Below are 19155 nucleotides of genomic sequence, written 5' to 3'. Positions count from 1 at the left end.
CAAGCCTTAAGATGTTGATGAAGGGTTAGTTATCAAGGAATTACGGGAGATGTTTCACATGAAACGTTGTAGTTGGGTAAGGGAAAATAATCCTTTGTATGTTGCTTACCATGATACTGAGTGGGGACAACCACTGCATGATGACCAAGCGCTTTTTGAGCTTTTATGTCTTGAAACTTATCAAGCAGGACTTTCTTGGGAGACTATTCTTAATAAACGCGCAGCATTTAAGCAATCTTTTTATGACTATGATGTGACAAAAGTGGCGCAAATGACTGATGAAGAACTTGAAATACTTCTTCACAATCCAGCAATTATCCGGAATCGTCGTAAGATTTTTGCGACACGTACAAATGCTAAAGCTTTTATCAAGATTCAGAAAGAATTTGGCTCTTTTGATGAGTATCTTTGGCGTTGGGTTGATTACGCTCCTATCGTAAATGAGGTGGAGGATTACGCGAGTTTTCCAGCTAGCACGCCTTTATCTGAAAATCTTTCTAAGGATTTAAAAAAACGTGGCTTTAAATTTGTAGGTCCTGTTTGTGTTTATTCTTTTCTTCAGGCAGCAGGTTTGGTAAATGACCATGGAGTAGATTGTGATTTTAAATCAATTTAGTCATCTGATAGTGTCAGGTGGCTTTTTTGACACTCTTGTCAATTATCTGTAAAACATCTTGACAGCACTAGTGAAATAGGGTATTCTGTAAAGAAAATTCTGTGAAGGGTTGGTGGGAGATATGGAAAGTTTAAGCATAAAAAGGAACACATTAGTTTTTTTACTATCAAATTTTCTGGTTAGTGTGGCTTATTCGCTGCCGCATTCTATTTTGACGGTAATTTTATTAGCAAAAGGTTTAAGCTTATCACAGATTCTAATCATTCAGTCAGCTTATAGTATTGCTATCGTTTTATTTGAATTTCCAAGTGGGCTATTAGCAGATAATTATTCCAGAAAAAATCTTTACAGCCTGTCAAAGCTATTTTTAATCATCATGTTTTTGATTGTGCTATTTAGCAATCAGTTTTACTTGATTTTTGCGGCTTGGTTTTGTTACGGAATTGCCGCTGCTTTAGATAGTGGGACGCTTGATGCTTACATTATTAATCAGCTTAAATTAGCGCACCGTGAAGCAGAACTTCGAAAATTTCTGGCCTTGAGTAACCGTCTAGAAATCGTTGGACTCTTACTAGGAAGTAGTCTAGGTGGGATTCTTTATCATTTTATCGGGATTAACATTTATGTCTTAGGGACAGTTTTTCTTGTGGCTTCAACCCTTATCAGTTTTTTCTTTTTTAAAGAAACTGCAAATTCGGATTCGCTGCAAGATAGTCATGTAGCGGTTTTGAAAAAGCAAATTGCTGATAGTTTTAAAGAACTTCACAAGCAGCCACGTTTGAGTTTGATTCTGATTTTTGATTTTCTGACTCAGATTTTCTTTCAGACGCATTTTCAACTCTGGCAATCATTTTTCTTAAGCAAGGGGATTGATAGTCAGTATTTTCCATTCTTTTACATTGCTTTCCAAGTTATCACGCTTTTTTCATATTCTATCAATATTGATGGTATTAAAAAGTATGCTGGTGTGCTTAAGTTCAGTCCGTTGATTATTCTTCTACCGTTGACATTCTTTCTAGGGAAGATTGAGATTTTCTTGACAGCTTATTTCCTATTTGTTTTTGTTTTTTATGTGATTGAATTTATTTTAAATTATCAATTCAACAAAATGGTTTCTGTTGAGAATATTTCTTCTTTGATTTCATTTAAGTCAACAGTAAGTCGTATAGGAAGTGTTTTACTACTATGCATATTAAGTTTTATGGTGAAGCAAATGTCTGTCTCAGCAGTCATGGCAATTAACTTTATGCTATCTTTGGTTTTGCTTGCGGTTTTGTCTGTGATAATTATGAAAAAAGCTGCTGTTGACAGTGATGTAAAGTAGGTTTACAACATTTTTACACTTGTTTACACGAAACTCATTACAAAAAACGTTAATTTTCTACTTTTTTTGGTAGAATAAAATTAAATTACGAATAGATAAGTAGGTGGCAATTATGAAAGCTGAAATCATTGCTGTTGGAACAGAGATTTTAACAGGACAAATCACAAATACGAATGCACAATTTCTATCAGAGGAATTTGCTAAGTTAGGGATTGATGTCTTTTTCCAAACAGCAGTTGGAGACAATGAAGAACGTCTGCTGTCTATCATTGATTTGGCAAGTAAACGCAGTGATTTAGTTGTTCTTTGCGGTGGTTTAGGACCAACTGAAGATGATTTGACAAAACAAACTTTAGCAAAATATCTAGGACGTAACTTGGTTTTTGACGAACAGGCAAGTAAACGTTTGGATGAATTCTTTGCGACGCGTCCGCAATTTACAAGAACAGCTAATAATGAACGTCAGGCTCAATTGATTGAAGGCTCAACACCTCTTCAAAATAGTACGGGACTTGCTGTAGGTGGTGTTCTGGAAGTTGATGGTGTTACTTATGTCGTTCTTCCTGGACCACCAAGTGAATTGAAGCCTATGGTTTGGGACTATTTAGTGCCGTTGCTATCTAGTGACCACAAGCAGTTGTATTCACGTGTCTTACGTTTCTTTGGTATCGGGGAAAGTCAGTTGGTAACTGTTTTGTCAGATTTGATTGAAAATCAAACGGACCCGACAATCGCTCCGTATGCCAAAACAGGCGAAGTGACACTTAGATTGTCAACGAAAGCTGATGACCTTGAAACAGCTAAGGCTAAGTTGGATGAGCTTGAGCATAAGATTCTGGCTAAGAAGACTTTAAATAGTATTCCGCTTGAAAATTTGCTTTATGGATACGGTGATGATAATAGTATGGCACGTGTTGCTTTTGACTTACTTAAGCAAAAACATAAGACTATTACGGCTGCAGAAAGTTTGACAGCTGGTTTGTTTCAATCAAGTATTGCTGATTTTCCAGGCTCTTCAGCAGTTTTTAATGGTGGTTTTGTGACTTATAGTATTGAAGAAAAGGCAAAAATGCTTCAAATCCCTTTAAAAGATTTACAAGAACATGGGGTTGTGAGTCATTTTACAGCTGAAAAAATGGCTGAGCAGTCACGATTGCTGACAGATGCTGATTTTGGAATTGGCTTAACAGGAGTTGCTGGTCCAGATGGTCTAGAAGGTCATCCAGCGGGAACAGTTTTCATAGGTATTGCTACAAAAGAAAAAGTTCATTCTATCCGTGTTGTTATAGGTGGACGAAGCCGTTCAGATGTGCGTCATATTGCATGTTTGTATGCTTTTAACTTAGTACGTCAAGCTTTATTACAAGACTAAATTCTGATATAATAGGGCTAGTATCTCGAACAAACAGAAAGGGAAAAATTTGGCTAAAAAGACAAAGAAAACAGAAGCTATCACGAAGAAATTTGGTGATGAGCGTAAAAAAGCACTTGATGATGCTTTGAAACTAATCGAAAAAGATTTTGGTAAAGGAGCGGTCATGCGCCTTGGTGAGCGTGCTGAACAAAAAGTTCAAGTCATGAGTACTGGTAGTTTGGCGCTTGATATTGCCCTAGGTGCTGGTGGGTACCCTAAAGGACGTATCATTGAAATCTATGGTCCTGAAAGTTCTGGTAAAACAACAGTAGCTCTTCATGCCGTAGCACAAGCACAAAAAGAAGGTGGTATTGCAGCCTTTATCGATGCCGAACATGCTCTTGACCCAGCTTATGCAGCAGCTCTTGGTGTTAATATCGATGAACTTCTTTTGTCACAACCTGACTCAGGTGAACAAGGTCTTGAAATTGCAGGTAAATTGATTGATTCTGGTGCTGTTGACCTTGTGGTTGTCGACTCTGTTGCCGCTCTTGTACCTCGTGCAGAAATTGATGGTGACATTGGTGATAACCACGTTGGTTTGCAAGCTCGTATGATGAGTCAAGCTATGCGTAAACTCTCAGCATCTATCAATAAAACAAAAACAATCGCTATCTTCATCAACCAATTGCGTGAAAAAGTTGGTGTCATGTTTGGTAACCCAGAAACAACACCTGGTGGACGTGCTCTTAAATTCTATTCATCAGTTCGTCTTGATGTTCGTGGAAATACACAAATCAAAGGTACTGGTGACCAAAAAGATAGCAACATTGGTAAAGAAACTAAAATCAAAGTTGTTAAAAATAAAGTTGCCCCACCGTTTAAAACTGCTGAAGTGGAAATCATGTACGGTGAAGGAATTTCACGTACAGGTGAGTTGATTAAAATCGCTAGTGATTTGGATATCATTAACAAAGCTGGTGCATGGTTCTCTTACAATGGTGAGAAAATTGGTCAAGGTTCTGAAAATGCTAAGAAATATTTGGCAGATCACCCAGATGTCTTTGATGAAATTGATCACAAAGTTCGTGTTCATTATGGACTTGTTGAAGAAACTGAAGATGAAAAAGCAGCAAACGCTGCTGATGAATCAGCTGCAACTTCTGAAAAAGCAGATGAAGTTGTTCTTGATTTGGATGACGCGATTGAAATCGAAGAATAATTTAAATTGCTTTAAAGCTTGAAACGATGCGTTTCAGGCTTTTTTTAATAAATTTTTGATAAAAATGAGTACATTTTCAAGAAAAAAATAAATCTTTTTAATTGACTTTTTAGAAAAATAGGTCTTAGGTCCCATGTGCTCCTCAATGTGTGTGTGCTATAATACAACTATCATGGGATAGAAAGTGAGAGTGCACATGATTAAAATTTACACAATTTCAAGTTGTACAAGCTGTAAGAAAGCCAAAACATGGCTCAACGCTCATCAGCTCCCTTATAAAGAACAGAATTTAGGAAAAGAACCACTATCACGCGAAGAAATTTTAGCTATATTAACTAAAACAGAAAACGGTATTGAAAGTATTGTTTCATCTAAAAACCGTTACGCAAAAGCACTTGACTGCGATATCGAGGAATTAAGTTTAAGTGAGGTTATCGATCTCATTCAGGCTAATCCACGTATTTTGAAAAGCCCAATTTTGATTGATGACAAACGTCTTCAAGTGGGTTACAAAGAAGATGATATTCGTGCCTTTTTGCCACGATCAATTCGTAATGTTGAAAATGCAGAAGCTCGTCTTCGCGCAGCATTATAGCATTATAATATATAGTAGAAAAGTCTCTTTTTAGAGGCTTTTTTTATTGTAAAAAAGAGTAATTTTATTAAATTTTGAAAAAGGTTACATTGTGTTTATGTCAAGTTTTGTGACATTTTTTGTTATAACTATTGCTATTGTGAAATAAACTTTGGTTAAATAAAGTCAGATTGTTGTGAAATCTTTGTGAATAAGCTATAATAATTGGTGACAGCTATTTAGAAAGAAGGTGTAAGTATGGGATTTACTGACGAAACTGTACGCTTTAATTTAGACGATAGCAACAAGAAAGAAATTAGTGAGACTTTAACAACGGTTTATCGCTCTCTTGATGAAAAAGGCTATAATCCAATCAATCAGATTGTAGGTTATGTCCTAAGTGGTGACCCTGCTTATGTGCCTCGTTACAATGATGCCAGAAATCAAATTCGTAAATACGAACGTGATGAAATTGTTGAAGAGCTTGTCCGCTATTATCTCAAAGGAAATGGAATTAATTTGAAATGAGAATTATGGGACTAGATGTCGGCTCTAAGACTGTTGGTGTTGCGATTAGTGACCCACTTGGTTTTACAGCGCAAGGTGTAGAAATTATCCAAATTGACGAAGAAGCTGGCGAATTTGGTTTTGAAAGACTTGGAGAGTTAGTTAAGCAGTATAACGTTGATAAGTTCGTTGTCGGTTTACCAAAAAATATGAATAATACCGAAGGTCCTCGTGTCGAAGCAAGTAAAGCTTACGGTGACCAAATTAAAGAACTTTTCAATATTCCAGTTGATTATCAAGATGAACGTTTAACAACTGTTCAAGCAGAACGTATGTTGGTAGAGCAAGCTGATGTTAGTCGTGGTAAACGTAAAAAAGTTATCGATAAGTTAGCAGCACAGCTTATTTTGCAAAATTATTTAGATAGAATGTTTTAATCTAATCATTAATTCATTTAAAGGAGACTATTATGGCACATAACCATAACCACGATCATAACCATGATCACGAGCACGAAGTTATTACACTTGTAGATGAACAAGGTAATGAAACACTTTTTGAAATTCTTTTGACAATCGATGGTCGCGAAGAATTTGGTAAAAACTATGTTCTTTTGGTACCAGCAGGTGCTGAAGAAGATGAACAAGGTCAAATCGAAATTCAAGCTTACTCATTCACTGAAAATGAAGATGGTACTGAAGGTGACCTTCAACCAATTCCTGAAGATTCAGATGCTGAATGGGATATGATTGAAGAAGTTTTCAATAGCTTCTTAGACGAAGACTAATTCGCTGTAAAGGTTAGGAGTATTCCTAGCCTTTATTTTTTTGTCAAAAATGACTCTTTTTATTTTACGAATAGGTAAATGAAGGAGGAAATGATGATGAAAAAAATGACTGTTTTAAGCCAAGAGGAAAAGGATTTCTTGAAACGCTATCAAAGCAAGCCACGCCACGGTTTTAGAGAACTTTTAGCCTATTGTGCTATCCTTAACAAATTGACTAATGATTAGTTTTTGTTATACTTATTGTATGACAATTCAAGGAGAGAATAAGTGAATACATCAGAACAAGTAAATGTAGATCAGAATGCTGTATCATCATACAGCCGTTCATCTCGTAAAGTCGGTGAAGTTAGAAGTCATCTTGAGCCTTCTAAAAGAACAAAGGTTCCTCAACCTCATAAATTGTACATTTTACTATTGAGTGTTGTGGTGAGCTGCTTATCAGTAGCAGTGCCTCTATTTACTGATATGGCAAATAGCCTACAGTCACAAAATCTTTATATTGGATTAATGTTTTCTAAAGGACATCTTCCATTTGCTGATATGTTTGCGACAGGTGGCTTCCTTTATTATGCTGTGATTGCATTGGCGTATGTTCTTGGTTCTACTTTGTGGTTAGTTCCAATTCAAATGGTAGCATTTTATTTGTCAGGAATTTATCTCTACAAATTAGTTAACTACTTTACTGATAGTCATCGTATTACTGTTACATTTACTGGGGTATTTTACTTTTTAAATGTTGCACTAGGCTTTGGTGGCTTGTATCCTATTCAGTTTGCCATGCCTTTTGTAATGGTTTCATTATGGTTCTTGACTAAGTATTTCGCTGATATTATCAAAGATGAGGCTTTTATCTTGTACGGATTTGCTGGCGCAGCAGCCATGCTTTTAGAGCCTCGTACCTTGGTGTTCTGGGTACTTTCGTTCTTGACTATCATTGTGTTTAACTTGAGAAAAGGGCACTTTGCGCGTGGTTTCTACCAATTATTGTGTATCATTTTTGGTACTATTTTGGTATTTTACACTGCTGGTTACTTTATTTTGAACTTGCAAGTCTTGTTACCATATATTAACCAAGCGATTAATTATCAGTTTAGCAGTTTTGCAACAAGTAATGGCAATGTGATTTTGACATTGTTGTTCCAAGCTTTCATCGCTTTAGGTTCAGGGCTTTTGCTCGGTGCGTTTTCATTTGGTCGAGTTATCACAAAATCTAATGATAAGGTCGTCAAATGGCTTATTCTTTTAGTATTTATTTGCTTCTTTGTTATGGATTTGTTCACGCAAAGTTATCAATTCTATAATTTGCTAGCAGCTATGCCTTTTGGTGTGCTATTGACCGCTATGGTGTTAGGTGATCAATATCAACGTAGTCTGGTTAAAACGTCACACCGTCGTAAAAAGGCTTCAGATAATGCTGGAAGTTTTGGTTTTTATCTTAAACGTCACTTCTATTTGCCACTTTTGGTGTTAGTCGTTGGTATTGGACAACCTCTTTTACATGCTTGCTTGTCAGTCAATGCTAATAGCGAACGTACAACTATTGCAAAATATCTTGCAAAAGAAGTGTCTAAAGACGATACTGTTTACGTTTGGGACGATTCATCTAAGATTGGTATTGAAGGTCAATTACCAAGTAGTTCACAGTTTACTTCTCCAGTAGTTAATACTGCTAAATCTGCTAATAAAAAAGTTTTAGAAGATGAACTACTACAAAATCTAGGGGCATATATTGTGGTCAATAAGGACCAAAAAATTTCTGATTCACTTAAAAATAATTTTTCTTCTAACTACGAAGAGGTCAAAATCGGCGGTATTACAGGCTTTACCGTCTATCATAAAAAATAAAGAAAAACGCAATATCTTGTGGTCTCCAAAAAAAGTGACCACAAGATATTGATTTTTTTTTGTCCCGTGTTATAATAGACGAGTAAGAAGGAGTGTTCATATGATTACATTAGAAAAAGAAAAAATTGCTACTCAGCCTACTGTAAAAGTTATCAAACGCGATGGACGTTCTGTAAACTTTGATGCAGATAAAATTTATAATGCTTTGCTAAAAGCTAGCAATAATGTGACAAAAATGTCTCCAGTTATCGAAGCAAAATTAGAAAATATTTCAGATAATATCGTTGCTGAAATTTTTGACCGCTTCAAAGATAACGTTAAAATTTATGAAATTCAAAATATCGTTGAGCATGAACTTTTAGAAGCTAATGAATACGCAATTGCTCAAGAATATATTAATTATCGTACAAAGCGTGATTTTGCGCGCTCTCAAGCGACAGACATCAATTTTTCTATTGATAAACTGTTGAACAAAGACCAAACGGTTGTAAATGAAAATGCAAACAAAGATAGTGAAGTCTTCAATACTCAACGAGATTTGACTGCGGGTATCGTTGGTAAGTCAATTGGACTTAAAATGTTGCCAGCTCACGTTGCTAATGCTCACCAAAAAGGTGATATTCACTTCCACGATCTTGATTACAGCCCATACACTCCAATGACAAACTGCTGTTTGATCGATTTTAAAGGAATGTTGGGAAATGGCTTTAAGATTGGTAATGCTGAAGTTGAAAGTCCAAAATCTATTCAAACAGCGACAGCTCAAATTTCTCAAATCATCGCAAACGTTGCTTCAAGCCAATATGGTGGATGTACAGCAGACCGTATCGATGAATTTTTGGCACCATATGCTGAACTTAACTACAAAAAACATATGAAAGATGCCCAAGAATGGGTTGCTGAAGATCGTCGCGAAGATTACGCACGTACAAAAACGAAAAAAGATATCTACGATGCTATGCAAAGTCTTGAATATGAAATCAATACTTTGTTTACATCAAATGGTCAAACACCATTTACTTCTCTAGGTTTTGGTCTTGGTACAAACTGGTTTGAACGTGAAATTCAAAAAGCTATTCTTACTATTCGTATCAAAGGTCTTGGTAGTGAACACCGCACAGCTATCTTCCCTAAACTAATCTTCACATTGAAGAGTGGTCTTAACCTTGAAGAAGGTACTCCAAACTACGATATCAAACAATTGGCTTTGGAATGTGCTACAAAACGTATGTATCCAGATGTTCTTTCATACGATAAAATCGTTGAATTAACTGGTTCATTCAAAGCACCTATGGGATGTCGTTCATTCCTTCAAGGTTGGAAAGATGAAAATGGTGTTGAAGTTAACTCAGGTCGTATGAACCTTGGAGTTGTTACTGTTAACCTTCCTCGTATTGCTATGGAATCAAATGGTGATATGGATAAATTCTGGGAAATCTTTAACGAACGCATGGGAATTGCTAAGGATGCTCTTGTTTACCGTGTTGAACGTGTTAAAGAAGCTACACCAGCAAATGCACCAATTCTTTACCAATACGGTGCGTTTGGAAAACGTCTTGGCAAATACGACAACGTTGATGAACTTTTCCGTCACCGTCGTGCAACAGTTTCTCTTGGTTACATCGGACTTTACGAAGTCGGAACAGTTTTCTTCGGACCAAACTGGGAAACAAATGCTGAAGCTAAAGAATTTACAGTGGATATCATCCGCAAGATGAAAGAATACTGTGTAGAATGGTCAGATGAATATGATTATCACTTCTCAATCTATTCAACACCATCTGAAAGTTTGACAGACCGCTTCTGCCGTCTTGATACTAAGAAATTTGGTATTGTCAAAGATATTACAGATAAAGAATACTACACAAACTCATTCCACTATGATGTGCGTAAAAACCCAACACCATTTGAAAAATTAGACTTTGAAAAAGTTTATCCAGAAGCTGGTGCGACAGGTGGATTCATTCACTACTGTGAATACCCAGTTCTTCAACAAAATCCAAAAGCTCTAGAAGCCGTTTGGGATTACGCTTATACTCGTGTTGGTTACCTTGGAACTAACACACCAATTGACCGTTGCTACAAATGTGGTTTTGAAGGGGACTTCACTCCAACAGAACGTGGATTCGTTTGTCCAAACTGCGGAAACAGTGATCCAAAATCTGTAGACGTTGTTAAACGTACTTGTGGATATCTTGGAAACCCTCAAGCTCGTCCAATGGTTAATGGCCGTCACAAAGAAATTTCTGCGCGTGTTAAAAACATGAACGGATCAACTATTAAAAACCCAGGTGATCCTCACATGCACAAAGCATAGATTCTTGTTAGACAGTTTCATAAAATAATTGAAGCTGGAGACAGTTGTCCCAGCTTCTTTGTTATATTGATAAATAATTAAGATGAAAGGAGCAATAACGTGGGAAAATACCAATTAGACTATAAAGGCATGCAGCAAGTCGAACGTTTTCACGAGAAAAATTCAAATGTGAAAGCTGACAAAAAAGCGCGTGTTAACCAGTTGAAAGCACAATTTTTAGAAAAAGCTAAAAAGAAAAGTAAATAAGAGGTGAGCTTATGCAATTACGAAGACCTGAATTATCGGATAAAGAAGCAGTTATTGAAATGATGAAAGAATTTGAAGCGAGCCAGTCGGCCCACGATGGTGGTTTCTGGTCTGTGGATAACTTCGATTATGAAAAATGGCTTGAGGATAATCGTTTGAGTGAAATGGGAATTAATATCCCAGATACGTTTGTTCCATCGGTCCAATTTGTCTCGTTTTCTGATGATGGCAGGGCTTTGGGATTTTTGCATTTGCGTTTACGTCTTAATGACAATCTTTTAAAACAAGGTGGGCACATCGGATATTCTATTCGTCCATCAGAACGCCGCAAAGGATATGCTAAAGAACAGTTGCGCTTGGGGTTACTAGAAGCTAAGAAGAAAAATATTAGAAAAGCTTTGGTGACTTGTCATGACGATAATCCAGGCAGCCGCAAAGTTATATTAGCTAACGGTGGTGTGTTGGAAGATGTTCAAGATTCTGTAGAACGTTATTGGATAGAAAATTAATAGAAAGAAGACTAGTATGGAAGAAAAAAACTGGAATACTCCTAAACCTGGTGAATGGACTTCAGAAAATTTAAGTCAAGGTAGAATCATGGACTACAAGGCCTTCAACTTTGTTGACGGAGAAGGTGTTCGTAATTCTCTTTATGTGTCAGGCTGTATGTTCCACTGCAAAGGCTGCTATAATACTGCGACTTGGTCATTTAAAGCAGGTATGCCTTATACAAAAGAACTTGAAGAACAAATCATGGAAGATTTGGCTCAACCCTATGTTCAAGGGTTGACGCTTCTTGGTGGAGAACCATTTTTGAATACTGGAATTCTTTTACCACTGGTAAAACGTGTTCGCCGCGAACTTCCTGAAAAGGATATCTGGTCATGGACTGGTTATACTTGGGAAGAAATGATGCAAGAAACACCAGACAAGCTTGAAATGTTGAGTTTGATTGATATTCTGGTTGATGGACGCTTTGATATTACCAAGAAAAACTTGATGCTGCAGTTCCGTGGCTCAGAAAATCAACGTATCATTGATGTTCAAAAATCACTAAAAGCTGGAAAAGTTGTCATTTGGGATAAACTAAATGATGGTAATCAATCATTTGAACAAGTTAGCCGCGATGATTTAATCTAAAATGATTTTATTGGTTGTGAAAAAGGAAGCTGATGAGTTTGATCGGCTTCCTTTTTGTGGGGAAATTCCCCAAATTTAGAAGTTATACACAGGCTGTTCGTTGAAATTGTGAATAGCTCAAAACCATTGATATATAAGGGTTTTTGGGTAGTTTATGCACAAGTTATCCCCAGTATATAACCATATTTATCCACAAGTTGTGAATAACTGTTGACAAATTGTGTAAAAAAAGGTGAATTTTCAAGCTATTTTAGTTTTTTTTAGAAAACATTCAGGAATCGTTTGAAAGTTTCATAAAAAAAGTCAATAACATTAAAATGTTACTGACTTTTATCTATTTGAGACCATTTGAGTCTGTTTATTCGGGGGCACAGGTATGAATCGGGTTTATCAAAAGCAATTATACTTAACTGAACGATTAATTTTTAATAGTATTGTTGATAGTTTGTGGATAACTTTTTCTTTTAAAAAGCATGTCAAAAACTGTCAACTAAATCATTTTTGTGTCAACTTCTAGTACAATGTAAGCGATAATTCTGTCAATGTTAACGTTTTTTCTGTCAATATCATGCAAAAAGTGTGTCAAGATGGATTAAAACGAGAAAATCATTATAAAAAAATATCTCTTACTTTTCATTTCTTAACGGGGTATGTTCTTGTGAAGGAGCATTGAAATAACCAGGAATAGAATTAAAAAGAAGGGATAAGTTTTTAGCGATAAATTCAGGTTTTTCGGGTTTATCTTTGGTTAGCCAAAATTGTAAAATATTAAGATAAGCGCCATATAACCCTTTTGAGATATAGTCGATATTGCCATCTACAGAGTCATCGATACACCATGGTAGGTTGATTTTCTTGTAGATTTTAGCGGAATTTTTATTTAATTTTTCTGATAGCAATGAAAAATGGCCACTTTTGACAAGCGATGCGATGAATAATCGGTTTGAATACATAAAGTTCAAAGTGACTAAAAATACATCTTCGGCACTTTCTGCTAATATAAAATTATCACGTTGGTGATAGTATCCATCGACAAAGTTTTCTAGACAGAAATCCATTAAATCGTCTTTGCTGTTAAAGTAACGATAAAATGTTCGTCGTGAGATATCAGCTTTATCAAGAATGTGATAGATAGTGATTTCGTCATAATGTCGTTCAGTAATCAGTAAATAAAGTGCTTTTGATAAACGGTGTTTTGTTTCTGAGACTTGGTGTTGTTTTTTTGATAAATTTGTCATAAACAATCCTCAACTTGAACGATGTAATAATTCTGAAAAGACAAAAAATTATACCTAATCACTTTAACATTGTAACATAAACCTAAAAGTTAGGCTACATCAATCATACGATATTGTTAACGTTTTACTTCATAAAATTGTTATTGTTAGCTATTTTGACATGGAATGGATAGGTTTTATTAGAAAGATTAGAGGCAGGAAACAAATTTTTAAAAATTGTATCACTTAGGGGAAATCGCTTTTCAAATTAGCAAAAAAATATTATAATAAACAGCAAAACGTCTAGATACATAAAACAGCAAAATGAAAGAATGTTTATTTTTACAAAACAAGAATAAATATACTTTAAAAATTATGTGAATTTTATGTGAAAAAGTAGTTTTGGAAAGGAGGTATTAGGATGCTTGATGCTAAACAGTTAAGAAAACTTCGTCGTTCAGACCTTTTTGAATTGCTTGTTGAGCAGGCAAAAGAGATCGAAGAATTGCAAGGTCAAGTCAAAGAACTTGAAGGAAAACTTGAACGTCGCGAGCTGGAGGTTACTGATGCGGGATCAATTGCTGAAGCAGCATTAGCGATTAGTAAAGTTTTTGAGGAAGCACAGGCAGCAGCGGATACGTATCTTTATAATGTTAAACGTATGGCGGATGCCAAAAATAATATAGGTGATGAAGCGTAAGAAGCTGAGATTTTTAAAATGAAACCATTATTTGAAAAAAAATCACAGAAAATCAATTTAACTGATTTACCGAAAGCTGACGACCTTTCAAAAGAATTAGGAAAGATTAAATATCGTGAACGTTACGTTCGTACTCTTCGCAGCACGGTTTTTACGCTAGTGACGGTAGCAGCCTTGGCTGTACTGATTGCGACTATTTGGCTTCCTGTTTTGCAGATTTATGGAAATTCAATGACTCCGACTTTGAAAGCTGGGGACATGGTAGTTTCTGTTAGTAAGAAAAATTTAAAGCAGGGCGATGTCGTTGCATTTTATTACAATAACAAAGTTCTTGTTAAGCGTGTTATTGCGACATCAGGTCAATGGGTTAACGTTGATAAAAAGGGGAATGTTTTTGTTGACGGTAAAAAGTTAAATGAGTCCTACCTACAAAAAGGCGAGAAAGATTACGGAGAGACGAACATCAAACTTCCGTATCAGGTGCCTGATGGGAAATATTTCGTGATGGGAGATCACCGAAAAATTTCAATCGACTCACGTAATAAAACTGTCGGTCCGGTAGACAGTGAACAGTTAGTTGGGAAACTAACGTTTAGAATTTGGCCTCTATCTCGCATGGGGGCAATTGATTAGACAATGGACAGTTAGTTGGGAAACTAACGCTTAGAATTTAGCCACAATTTTGTATGTGGCAATTGATCAAGCAAGAAATTATGTTTAGAAAGGAGTTTTATGGTAAAGCTTTGGGCAAAGTTAGCGATTTTAATAAAAAAGCGTGTCCAAGATAGCATCATTGCAAAGATTGCTCTGGCGCTATCTGTTGTCATTGTTTTTTGTACAACTTATTTGCTGATATTACCAGCCCTAACGATTAGCACGGGAAACAGTGCAGCTGTTTTTCAATCGCAAGACAGTAGTTCTTCGCAGGTTGAATCAACGACGACAAGTTCCCAAGAAAATAATCAAGCTGAAAATTCCTCACAAACCACATCGACTGAGTCAAGTCAAGAAAAAAAGTACATGTCACAGGCAGGTACTTTGAGTGCTGAAACCTCTGATGTTACCGTAAACGTCTCTTACGAAGACAATACGTTTTCGGAGCCAGTTCAATTAAAAGTAAAGCCTGTTGAAGACACAAGTGCCATTGATAATAAATTGACAACACTTCTTAGCGAAAGCAAGCAAGAGTTGTCACAAGCTCATTCTTATGATATTTCATTTGTCACAGATGATGGCAGAGAAGTTGAACCAAGCAAAGATGTGAAGGTTTCAATGAATTTCAAGAATGACCTATCTACCAGCGATGACAAACAAGCTGGTTGGAAGTTGTACCACTTCGTGGACAACGATGTCAATCAAGTTCAAGATTTGACTGAATCGACAGATACAGACATCAAAGAAACTGGCGATGGCGCTGTTGAAAGTATTGATTTCAAATCAAATACATTTTCAACCTATACCCTAGCAGGAGTAACGTACGCTGACTTTTCAGGGTATTTGACGGGGTATACATATGATGAAAAAACTGTTCAAAAGGATTTATCCACTGAAGAGTTGACAGTTTCATTAAAATTAACATTTAATATTAATCAAGCAAATCTTGCTAAGGAGAAACGTTATTATCTAGCTCTGCCAGATGATACTTCAATTGGTAAAGATATCAAATTAGAAACAGAATACACAGGGCGAGATAAAAATAATGTTGATGCCTTCAAATATCAATTCAAAAAAGATAATAATAAGTACTATTTGTTAATCACTTTCCTTGATAGTTACGTGGCTAATATGGGAAATGGTGTTCAATCAAATGGATACATTAATTATGAAGCTGTTTTTGGTTTGACACATGAGACAAGTCAATCGGGTTATACTGTTAAGTTTTCTGATGGTATAACAATTGAAATTCCAGCGGATAAAATCACAAAAAATTATGATTTATCAACGTCAAAAACTGGAAAAGTTTCTTATGATGGTGATACGCCATACATCGATTATACAGTTACGGTAGATTCTAAATATGGTACACCAGGAAAAATTGATTTAGCAGATACTTTAACTGCTGCAGGTATTTCAATTGCAGCTGTTGATAATGTATCGATTACTAAGTCAACGTATACTGGTGATTCAAGTAACGTGACTGGAACAGAAACTGTGTCTGCTAGTCCAAAATTTGATAAGTCTAGTAAAAAATGGACTTTAACACTTCCGCAACTAACTAGTGGCGGAACGGATTCTAATGGAAAACTGATTGGCCATTTTTATACGATTAGTTATCGTTATAAAATGTCAGGCCTATCAGCAGGTGATAAGAATCAGGTGAAAGTAGATAATACTGTTAATGCTACTTCAAAAGATAATCAAGATAAACGAGAAGCAAACAGTTCTACTAGTGTTACTCTAAAATTAAATGATGTTAAGAAAACTGGTGAATATAAAGACGGTAAGATTAAGTGGACAATTACCGTAAACTCAAATGGAAATAATCTCTACGGTGCGATTTTGAAAGATGATTTCTTAAAAAAAACGCAAGATTTGACGATTTCACCAGACAATAAGGGTTATCGCATTTATTATGATAAAAACGGAAACGTTGATTATATCAAATTTACTGGTAATCCTAATCGAAAGTCTTATACTATCACTTATACAACGGATGCTAAAAATTCAAGTTGGGATAAAAAAGATATAACTAATACGGTTATTTTAGACGATGATGGGAATACTGATACGAAAGATGACCAAACTTCTGACTCTGAAACAGAATCAGTTCCTGGTGAGGGAGATTTAGAAAAATCATTCCTCGGGGAAGAAGATACTAACGATATAGACGTCAAGACACTTAGTTGGCTAACAAAAATTAAAATGCCAAGCAGCGGTGTTCTCAAAAAAGACACGAACTTCAGAGATTTCTTGACAGATCCTTATAATCAAAATTCAGAAGTTCATTGGTACACAAAGGCACAATTACAAGATTTGTATAAAAATCTTGTTAAAATCTTCGGAGAAGGGAAGTTTACCCTAGAAGCTCGTCAGAAGAACTGGGGAGGTTATGTTAATTACGAAGATTTAGATGCTAACACTCAGTATACAGAGTATCAAATTATTTTAACTGCTGATTTTAAATCAGATAAAGATGTTACTATCCAGTATCAATCAACTGCAAAACTAAATGGTGGAGCTAATCTTGATTTTTGGAATAAAGTGACTTCAGAAAATCATTCTAGCCAAGCAAAAGCTCATCATACTGATAATCCAAATGTTGTTAAAATGGATGGTGATGAAAACCAAGCAACAACCCAAAAAACAAGTAATGATGGTACTGTTGTTTGGAAAATTAAGGTTAATCTGAGTGATAATGCAAAAAATCTGAAAGTAACCGATAGATTACCTTCGGGTGTTCACTTGAAAGAATTAGTCTTCGGTCGTCACTGGAGTCAAACTAAAGCAACGATTTCTGACAAAAGTATTTCTGCTACTACAGGTCAGTATGAGTGGGGGGCTACTAATATGAAAGTTAGTGGTAAAATCTCATCTAATAATGTTGTTACTTTAAACTTTTCACCGACTGATGGCAGAACGTTAAAAGAAAGTATTGGTGGTAACAATGATTTTTGGCTAACCTTTACTACAGCCTATGATAATTTACCTGAAGCAGGTAAAAAGGTGACAGCGACTTTGACAAATACCGTTTCTGCTGTTGTGGATGGTAAAGATTACGGTTCAGATAGTCAAACTCAAATTGTTACTTTTGGCAAAGACAAAAATACACCTTCGGTTAAACCAATTACAAAAACAGGTAGTTGGGATAACACGAACCGTAATTTACATTACAGTTTATCTATTAATCCTAACGCTGATGATTTGGTTGACGGAGCGGATAAACTAACATTGACCGATGTTTTAAATATTTATGGTACTGACATATCACTTGCTTTAAACCACGGTTCTGTTAAACTTTATTATGCTGACAGTGGCAAAGAGGTTCCGACAAGTGAGTGGTCTTGGAAGGTTTCGTCAACTGATAATGGTTGGGGTAATTTGACAAGTACTTTAACGATTGGTTTAAAGGATTCAACAGCTTATACGCTTAAGTACGATTATGTTGTAACAAAACAAAATCCAAATAGCGACGGAGCGTATTGGCCTAAAAACTCAGCAACTTTATCAGGAGTGAGCGGTAGTTCAACAAATATTACAACTTCTGTAGCCTGGGCAAAAATTGGTACCGATGCTGGTATTGATACTGAAAAGGCATATACGATTAATAAAGTTGATTCTGATAACTACGGTAAAGGTTTAGCTGGAGCAGTCTTCACAGTTTACAAATATGACGGAGATTGCGACGATTCCAATGATGAAGTAGTTGGTAGATACGTCAGTGATGAGAATGGACATATCTCCATTTCTAAGACACTTTTGGAGTCAGGAACTTGTTATCAAGTTTACGTTCCATTCTGGGGATGGGTTACAGTAGGTTGGTCAGATGCGAGAGAAAATTTTGAAGATAATCAAATGTATTACTTCAAAGAAACATCTGCACCAGCAGGTTATGAATTGCCAGAAAATCCAGATAGATATTATTTCTACTACGCTCCGGATTTATGTGATACTTATGATGAGTATTACAAGAAGATTTATGGTGCTGTTAACTTAGCTAAAACAAACGGTACGGCTTTTGTTGAAAATAAAAAAATCAAACAAGCGAACTTAACCGTTAAAAAAGAATGGCTAAGAGCTGACGGTAGCAAAACTGAGCATTCTGATGGCTCAATCACTTATGACTTGATTCAAGTTGCGACTGATAGTCAAGGCGATTCTACTGAGACAGTCTATAAATCAGGTGAGACATTGACTCACGATGATGATTGGACTCGAACGTACAAGGGATTGCCTGTTTCTGGTAAAAATGCTGCGGGCAATGAAGTAGATTATAAATACTATGTTCGTGAAACGCCTGTTTCTGGTTATGATACTAGTTATTCAAATGGTGAAACGACACCTGATAATCATAAACCTTCTATAATGGCGACGGATTCTGAAGATGGTCAGATTACCATTAAAAATAAAGTTCAGAAGCAAAAGCAATATAATTTGCCTGAGACTGGCGGTAGTGGCGTGAAGATGCACTATGTACTTGGTGCGGCTCTCGTCCTACTTACTACAGGATTGATAATCCTGAAAGCTTACAAAACATATCAAGCAGGAGGTGACTCCTGATGATAAGAGATTATGGTAAAGGTGGTGGTGCCTGATTCACTACTGTAAAGATTTAGGTTATAACTTCGCTTTAGGAGTTTACACATTTT

The 19155-nt window shown here is 35.9% G+C and carries 18 protein-coding genes; 17 read left to right on the top strand and 1 reads right to left on the bottom strand.

Translation table 11 applies throughout. From position 1 onward, the window contains the following. The first annotated feature begins 58 nt into the window (after positions 1 to 58). The 14 genes from ACNTMY_RS09140 (at position 59) to nrdG (ending at position 11932) form a co-directional block, all read left to right on the top strand. The gene (locus tag ACNTMY_RS09140; protein WP_423216207.1) at positions 59 to 616 is read left to right on the top strand and encodes a DNA-3-methyladenine glycosylase I; all 558 of its coding nucleotides are present in this window, start codon (positions 59 to 61) and stop codon (positions 614 to 616) included. A gap of 121 nt (positions 617 to 737) precedes the next feature. Further along, positions 738 to 1940 carry an MFS transporter gene (locus ACNTMY_RS09135; RefSeq protein ID WP_423216206.1) on the top strand — a complete coding sequence of 401 codons (1203 nt, stop codon included), beginning with the start codon at positions 738 to 740 and terminating at the stop codon, positions 1938 to 1940. A 112-nt stretch (positions 1941 to 2052) separates the two neighbouring features. Further along, positions 2053 to 3312 (top strand): competence/damage-inducible protein A, encoded by a 1260-nt coding sequence (locus tag ACNTMY_RS09130; protein WP_423216205.1) that lies wholly within the window; start codon positions 2053 to 2055, stop codon positions 3310 to 3312. 49 nt (positions 3313 to 3361) lie between these two features. Then, positions 3362 to 4516 (top strand): recombinase RecA, encoded by a 1155-nt coding sequence (recA, locus tag ACNTMY_RS09125; protein WP_004233517.1) that lies wholly within the window; start codon positions 3362 to 3364, stop codon positions 4514 to 4516. 196 nt (positions 4517 to 4712) lie between these two features. Continuing rightward, complete coding sequence (gene spx, locus ACNTMY_RS09120) at positions 4713 to 5111, top strand: transcriptional regulator Spx (RefSeq protein WP_004233512.1); 399 nt, start codon at positions 4713 to 4715, stop codon at positions 5109 to 5111. A 237-nt stretch (positions 5112 to 5348) separates the two neighbouring features. Beyond that, positions 5349 to 5618, top strand: coding sequence for an IreB family regulatory phosphoprotein (locus ACNTMY_RS09115; protein ID WP_004233510.1), 270 nt, complete (start codon positions 5349 to 5351; stop codon positions 5616 to 5618). Then, a complete protein-coding gene (gene ruvX / locus ACNTMY_RS09110) occupies positions 5615 to 6034 on the top strand; it encodes a Holliday junction resolvase RuvX (protein WP_004233508.1) in 420 nt (139 codons plus the stop codon). Before ACNTMY_RS09115 ends, ruvX begins: the two co-directional genes overlap by 4 nt. A gap of 32 nt (positions 6035 to 6066) precedes the next feature. Beyond that, on the top strand, positions 6067 to 6384 hold the full coding sequence (locus ACNTMY_RS09105; RefSeq protein ID WP_006531413.1) for a DUF1292 domain-containing protein: 318 nt from the start codon (positions 6067 to 6069) through the stop codon (positions 6382 to 6384). 90 nt (positions 6385 to 6474) lie between these two features. After that, positions 6475 to 6609, top strand: a complete 135-nt coding sequence (locus tag ACNTMY_RS09100) for a hypothetical protein (RefSeq protein WP_423216204.1) — start codon at positions 6475 to 6477, stop codon at positions 6607 to 6609. A gap of 42 nt (positions 6610 to 6651) precedes the next feature. Continuing rightward, the gene (locus tag ACNTMY_RS09095) at positions 6652 to 8229 is read left to right on the top strand and encodes a DUF2079 domain-containing protein (protein WP_423216203.1); all 1578 of its coding nucleotides are present in this window, start codon (positions 6652 to 6654) and stop codon (positions 8227 to 8229) included. A 100-nt stretch (positions 8230 to 8329) separates the two neighbouring features. Continuing rightward, positions 8330 to 10546, top strand: a complete 2217-nt coding sequence (nrdD, locus tag ACNTMY_RS09090) for an anaerobic ribonucleoside-triphosphate reductase (protein ID WP_423216202.1) — start codon at positions 8330 to 8332, stop codon at positions 10544 to 10546. Positions 10547 to 10645: 99 nt separating this feature from the next. Then, positions 10646 to 10792: a hypothetical protein gene (locus ACNTMY_RS09085; RefSeq protein ID WP_024344425.1), complete on the top strand. Its 147-nt coding sequence runs from the start codon at positions 10646 to 10648 to the stop codon at positions 10790 to 10792. Positions 10793 to 10803: 11 nt separating this feature from the next. Further along, complete coding sequence (locus tag ACNTMY_RS09080; RefSeq protein WP_423216201.1) at positions 10804 to 11301, top strand: GNAT family N-acetyltransferase; 498 nt, start codon at positions 10804 to 10806, stop codon at positions 11299 to 11301. Between the two features lie 16 nt (positions 11302 to 11317). Beyond that, the gene (gene nrdG, locus ACNTMY_RS09075) at positions 11318 to 11932 is read left to right on the top strand and encodes an anaerobic ribonucleoside-triphosphate reductase activating protein (protein ID WP_423216200.1); all 615 of its coding nucleotides are present in this window, start codon (positions 11318 to 11320) and stop codon (positions 11930 to 11932) included. A 626-nt stretch (positions 11933 to 12558) separates the two neighbouring features. Here the strand turns inward: nrdG and ACNTMY_RS09070 are convergent. Beyond that, complete coding sequence (locus ACNTMY_RS09070) at positions 12559 to 13170, bottom strand: TetR/AcrR family transcriptional regulator (RefSeq protein WP_423216199.1); 612 nt, start codon at positions 13168 to 13170, stop codon at positions 12559 to 12561. A gap of 400 nt (positions 13171 to 13570) precedes the next feature. Between ACNTMY_RS09070 and ACNTMY_RS09065 the strand changes: the two genes are divergently transcribed. The 3 genes from ACNTMY_RS09065 to ACNTMY_RS09055 all read left to right on the top strand — a co-directional run bounded on the left by ACNTMY_RS09065 (position 13571) and on the right by ACNTMY_RS09055 (position 19066). Further along, positions 13571 to 13849 (top strand): DNA repair protein, encoded by a 279-nt coding sequence (locus ACNTMY_RS09065; RefSeq protein ID WP_423216198.1) that lies wholly within the window; start codon positions 13571 to 13573, stop codon positions 13847 to 13849. A gap of 18 nt (positions 13850 to 13867) precedes the next feature. Then, positions 13868 to 14482: a signal peptidase I gene (gene lepB / locus ACNTMY_RS09060; RefSeq protein ID WP_423216197.1), complete on the top strand. Its 615-nt coding sequence runs from the start codon at positions 13868 to 13870 to the stop codon at positions 14480 to 14482. A 99-nt stretch (positions 14483 to 14581) separates the two neighbouring features. Further along, on the top strand, positions 14582 to 19066 hold the full coding sequence (locus ACNTMY_RS09055; protein WP_423216196.1) for a SpaA isopeptide-forming pilin-related protein: 4485 nt from the start codon (positions 14582 to 14584) through the stop codon (positions 19064 to 19066). Positions 19067 to 19155: the final 89 nt, after the last annotated feature.

It is taken from the genome of Streptococcus equinus (assembly GCF_049393735.1).
In the GTDB taxonomy this organism is placed as follows: Bacteria; Bacillota; Bacilli; order Lactobacillales; family Streptococcaceae; genus Streptococcus; species Streptococcus equinus_G.
Note: the sequence above shows the minus strand (reverse complement) of the source record. Positions and strands in the feature narration are given on the sequence as shown.

Excerpts from the sequence above, each read along its gene's own strand:
- ACNTMY_RS09140 (WP_423216207.1), top strand. The coding sequence starts at position 59 with ATGAAACGTTGTAGTTGGGTAAGGGAAAATAATCCTTTGTATGTTGCT.
- ACNTMY_RS09135 (WP_423216206.1), top strand. The coding sequence starts at position 738 with ATGGAAAGTTTAAGCATAAAAAGGAACACATTAGTTTTTTTACTATCA.
- ACNTMY_RS09130 (WP_423216205.1), top strand. The coding sequence starts at position 2,053 with ATGAAAGCTGAAATCATTGCTGTTGGAACAGAGATTTTAACAGGACAA.
- spx (WP_004233512.1), top strand. The coding sequence starts at position 4,713 with ATGATTAAAATTTACACAATTTCAAGTTGTACAAGCTGTAAGAAAGCC.
- ACNTMY_RS09115 (WP_004233510.1), top strand. The coding sequence starts at position 5,349 with ATGGGATTTACTGACGAAACTGTACGCTTTAATTTAGACGATAGCAAC.
- ruvX (WP_004233508.1), top strand. The coding sequence starts at position 5,615 with ATGAGAATTATGGGACTAGATGTCGGCTCTAAGACTGTTGGTGTTGCG.
- ACNTMY_RS09105 (WP_006531413.1), top strand. The coding sequence starts at position 6,067 with ATGGCACATAACCATAACCACGATCATAACCATGATCACGAGCACGAA.
- ACNTMY_RS09100 (WP_423216204.1), top strand. The coding sequence starts at position 6,475 with ATGATGATGAAAAAAATGACTGTTTTAAGCCAAGAGGAAAAGGATTTC.
- nrdD (WP_423216202.1), top strand. The coding sequence starts at position 8,330 with ATGATTACATTAGAAAAAGAAAAAATTGCTACTCAGCCTACTGTAAAA.
- ACNTMY_RS09080 (WP_423216201.1), top strand. The coding sequence starts at position 10,804 with ATGCAATTACGAAGACCTGAATTATCGGATAAAGAAGCAGTTATTGAA.
- nrdG (WP_423216200.1), top strand. The coding sequence starts at position 11,318 with ATGGAAGAAAAAAACTGGAATACTCCTAAACCTGGTGAATGGACTTCA.
- ACNTMY_RS09070 (WP_423216199.1), bottom strand. The coding sequence starts at position 13,170 with ATGACAAATTTATCAAAAAAACAACACCAAGTCTCAGAAACAAAACAC.
- ACNTMY_RS09065 (WP_423216198.1), top strand. The coding sequence starts at position 13,571 with ATGCTTGATGCTAAACAGTTAAGAAAACTTCGTCGTTCAGACCTTTTT.
- lepB (WP_423216197.1), top strand. The coding sequence starts at position 13,868 with ATGAAACCATTATTTGAAAAAAAATCACAGAAAATCAATTTAACTGAT.
- ACNTMY_RS09055 (WP_423216196.1), top strand. The coding sequence starts at position 14,582 with ATGGTAAAGCTTTGGGCAAAGTTAGCGATTTTAATAAAAAAGCGTGTC.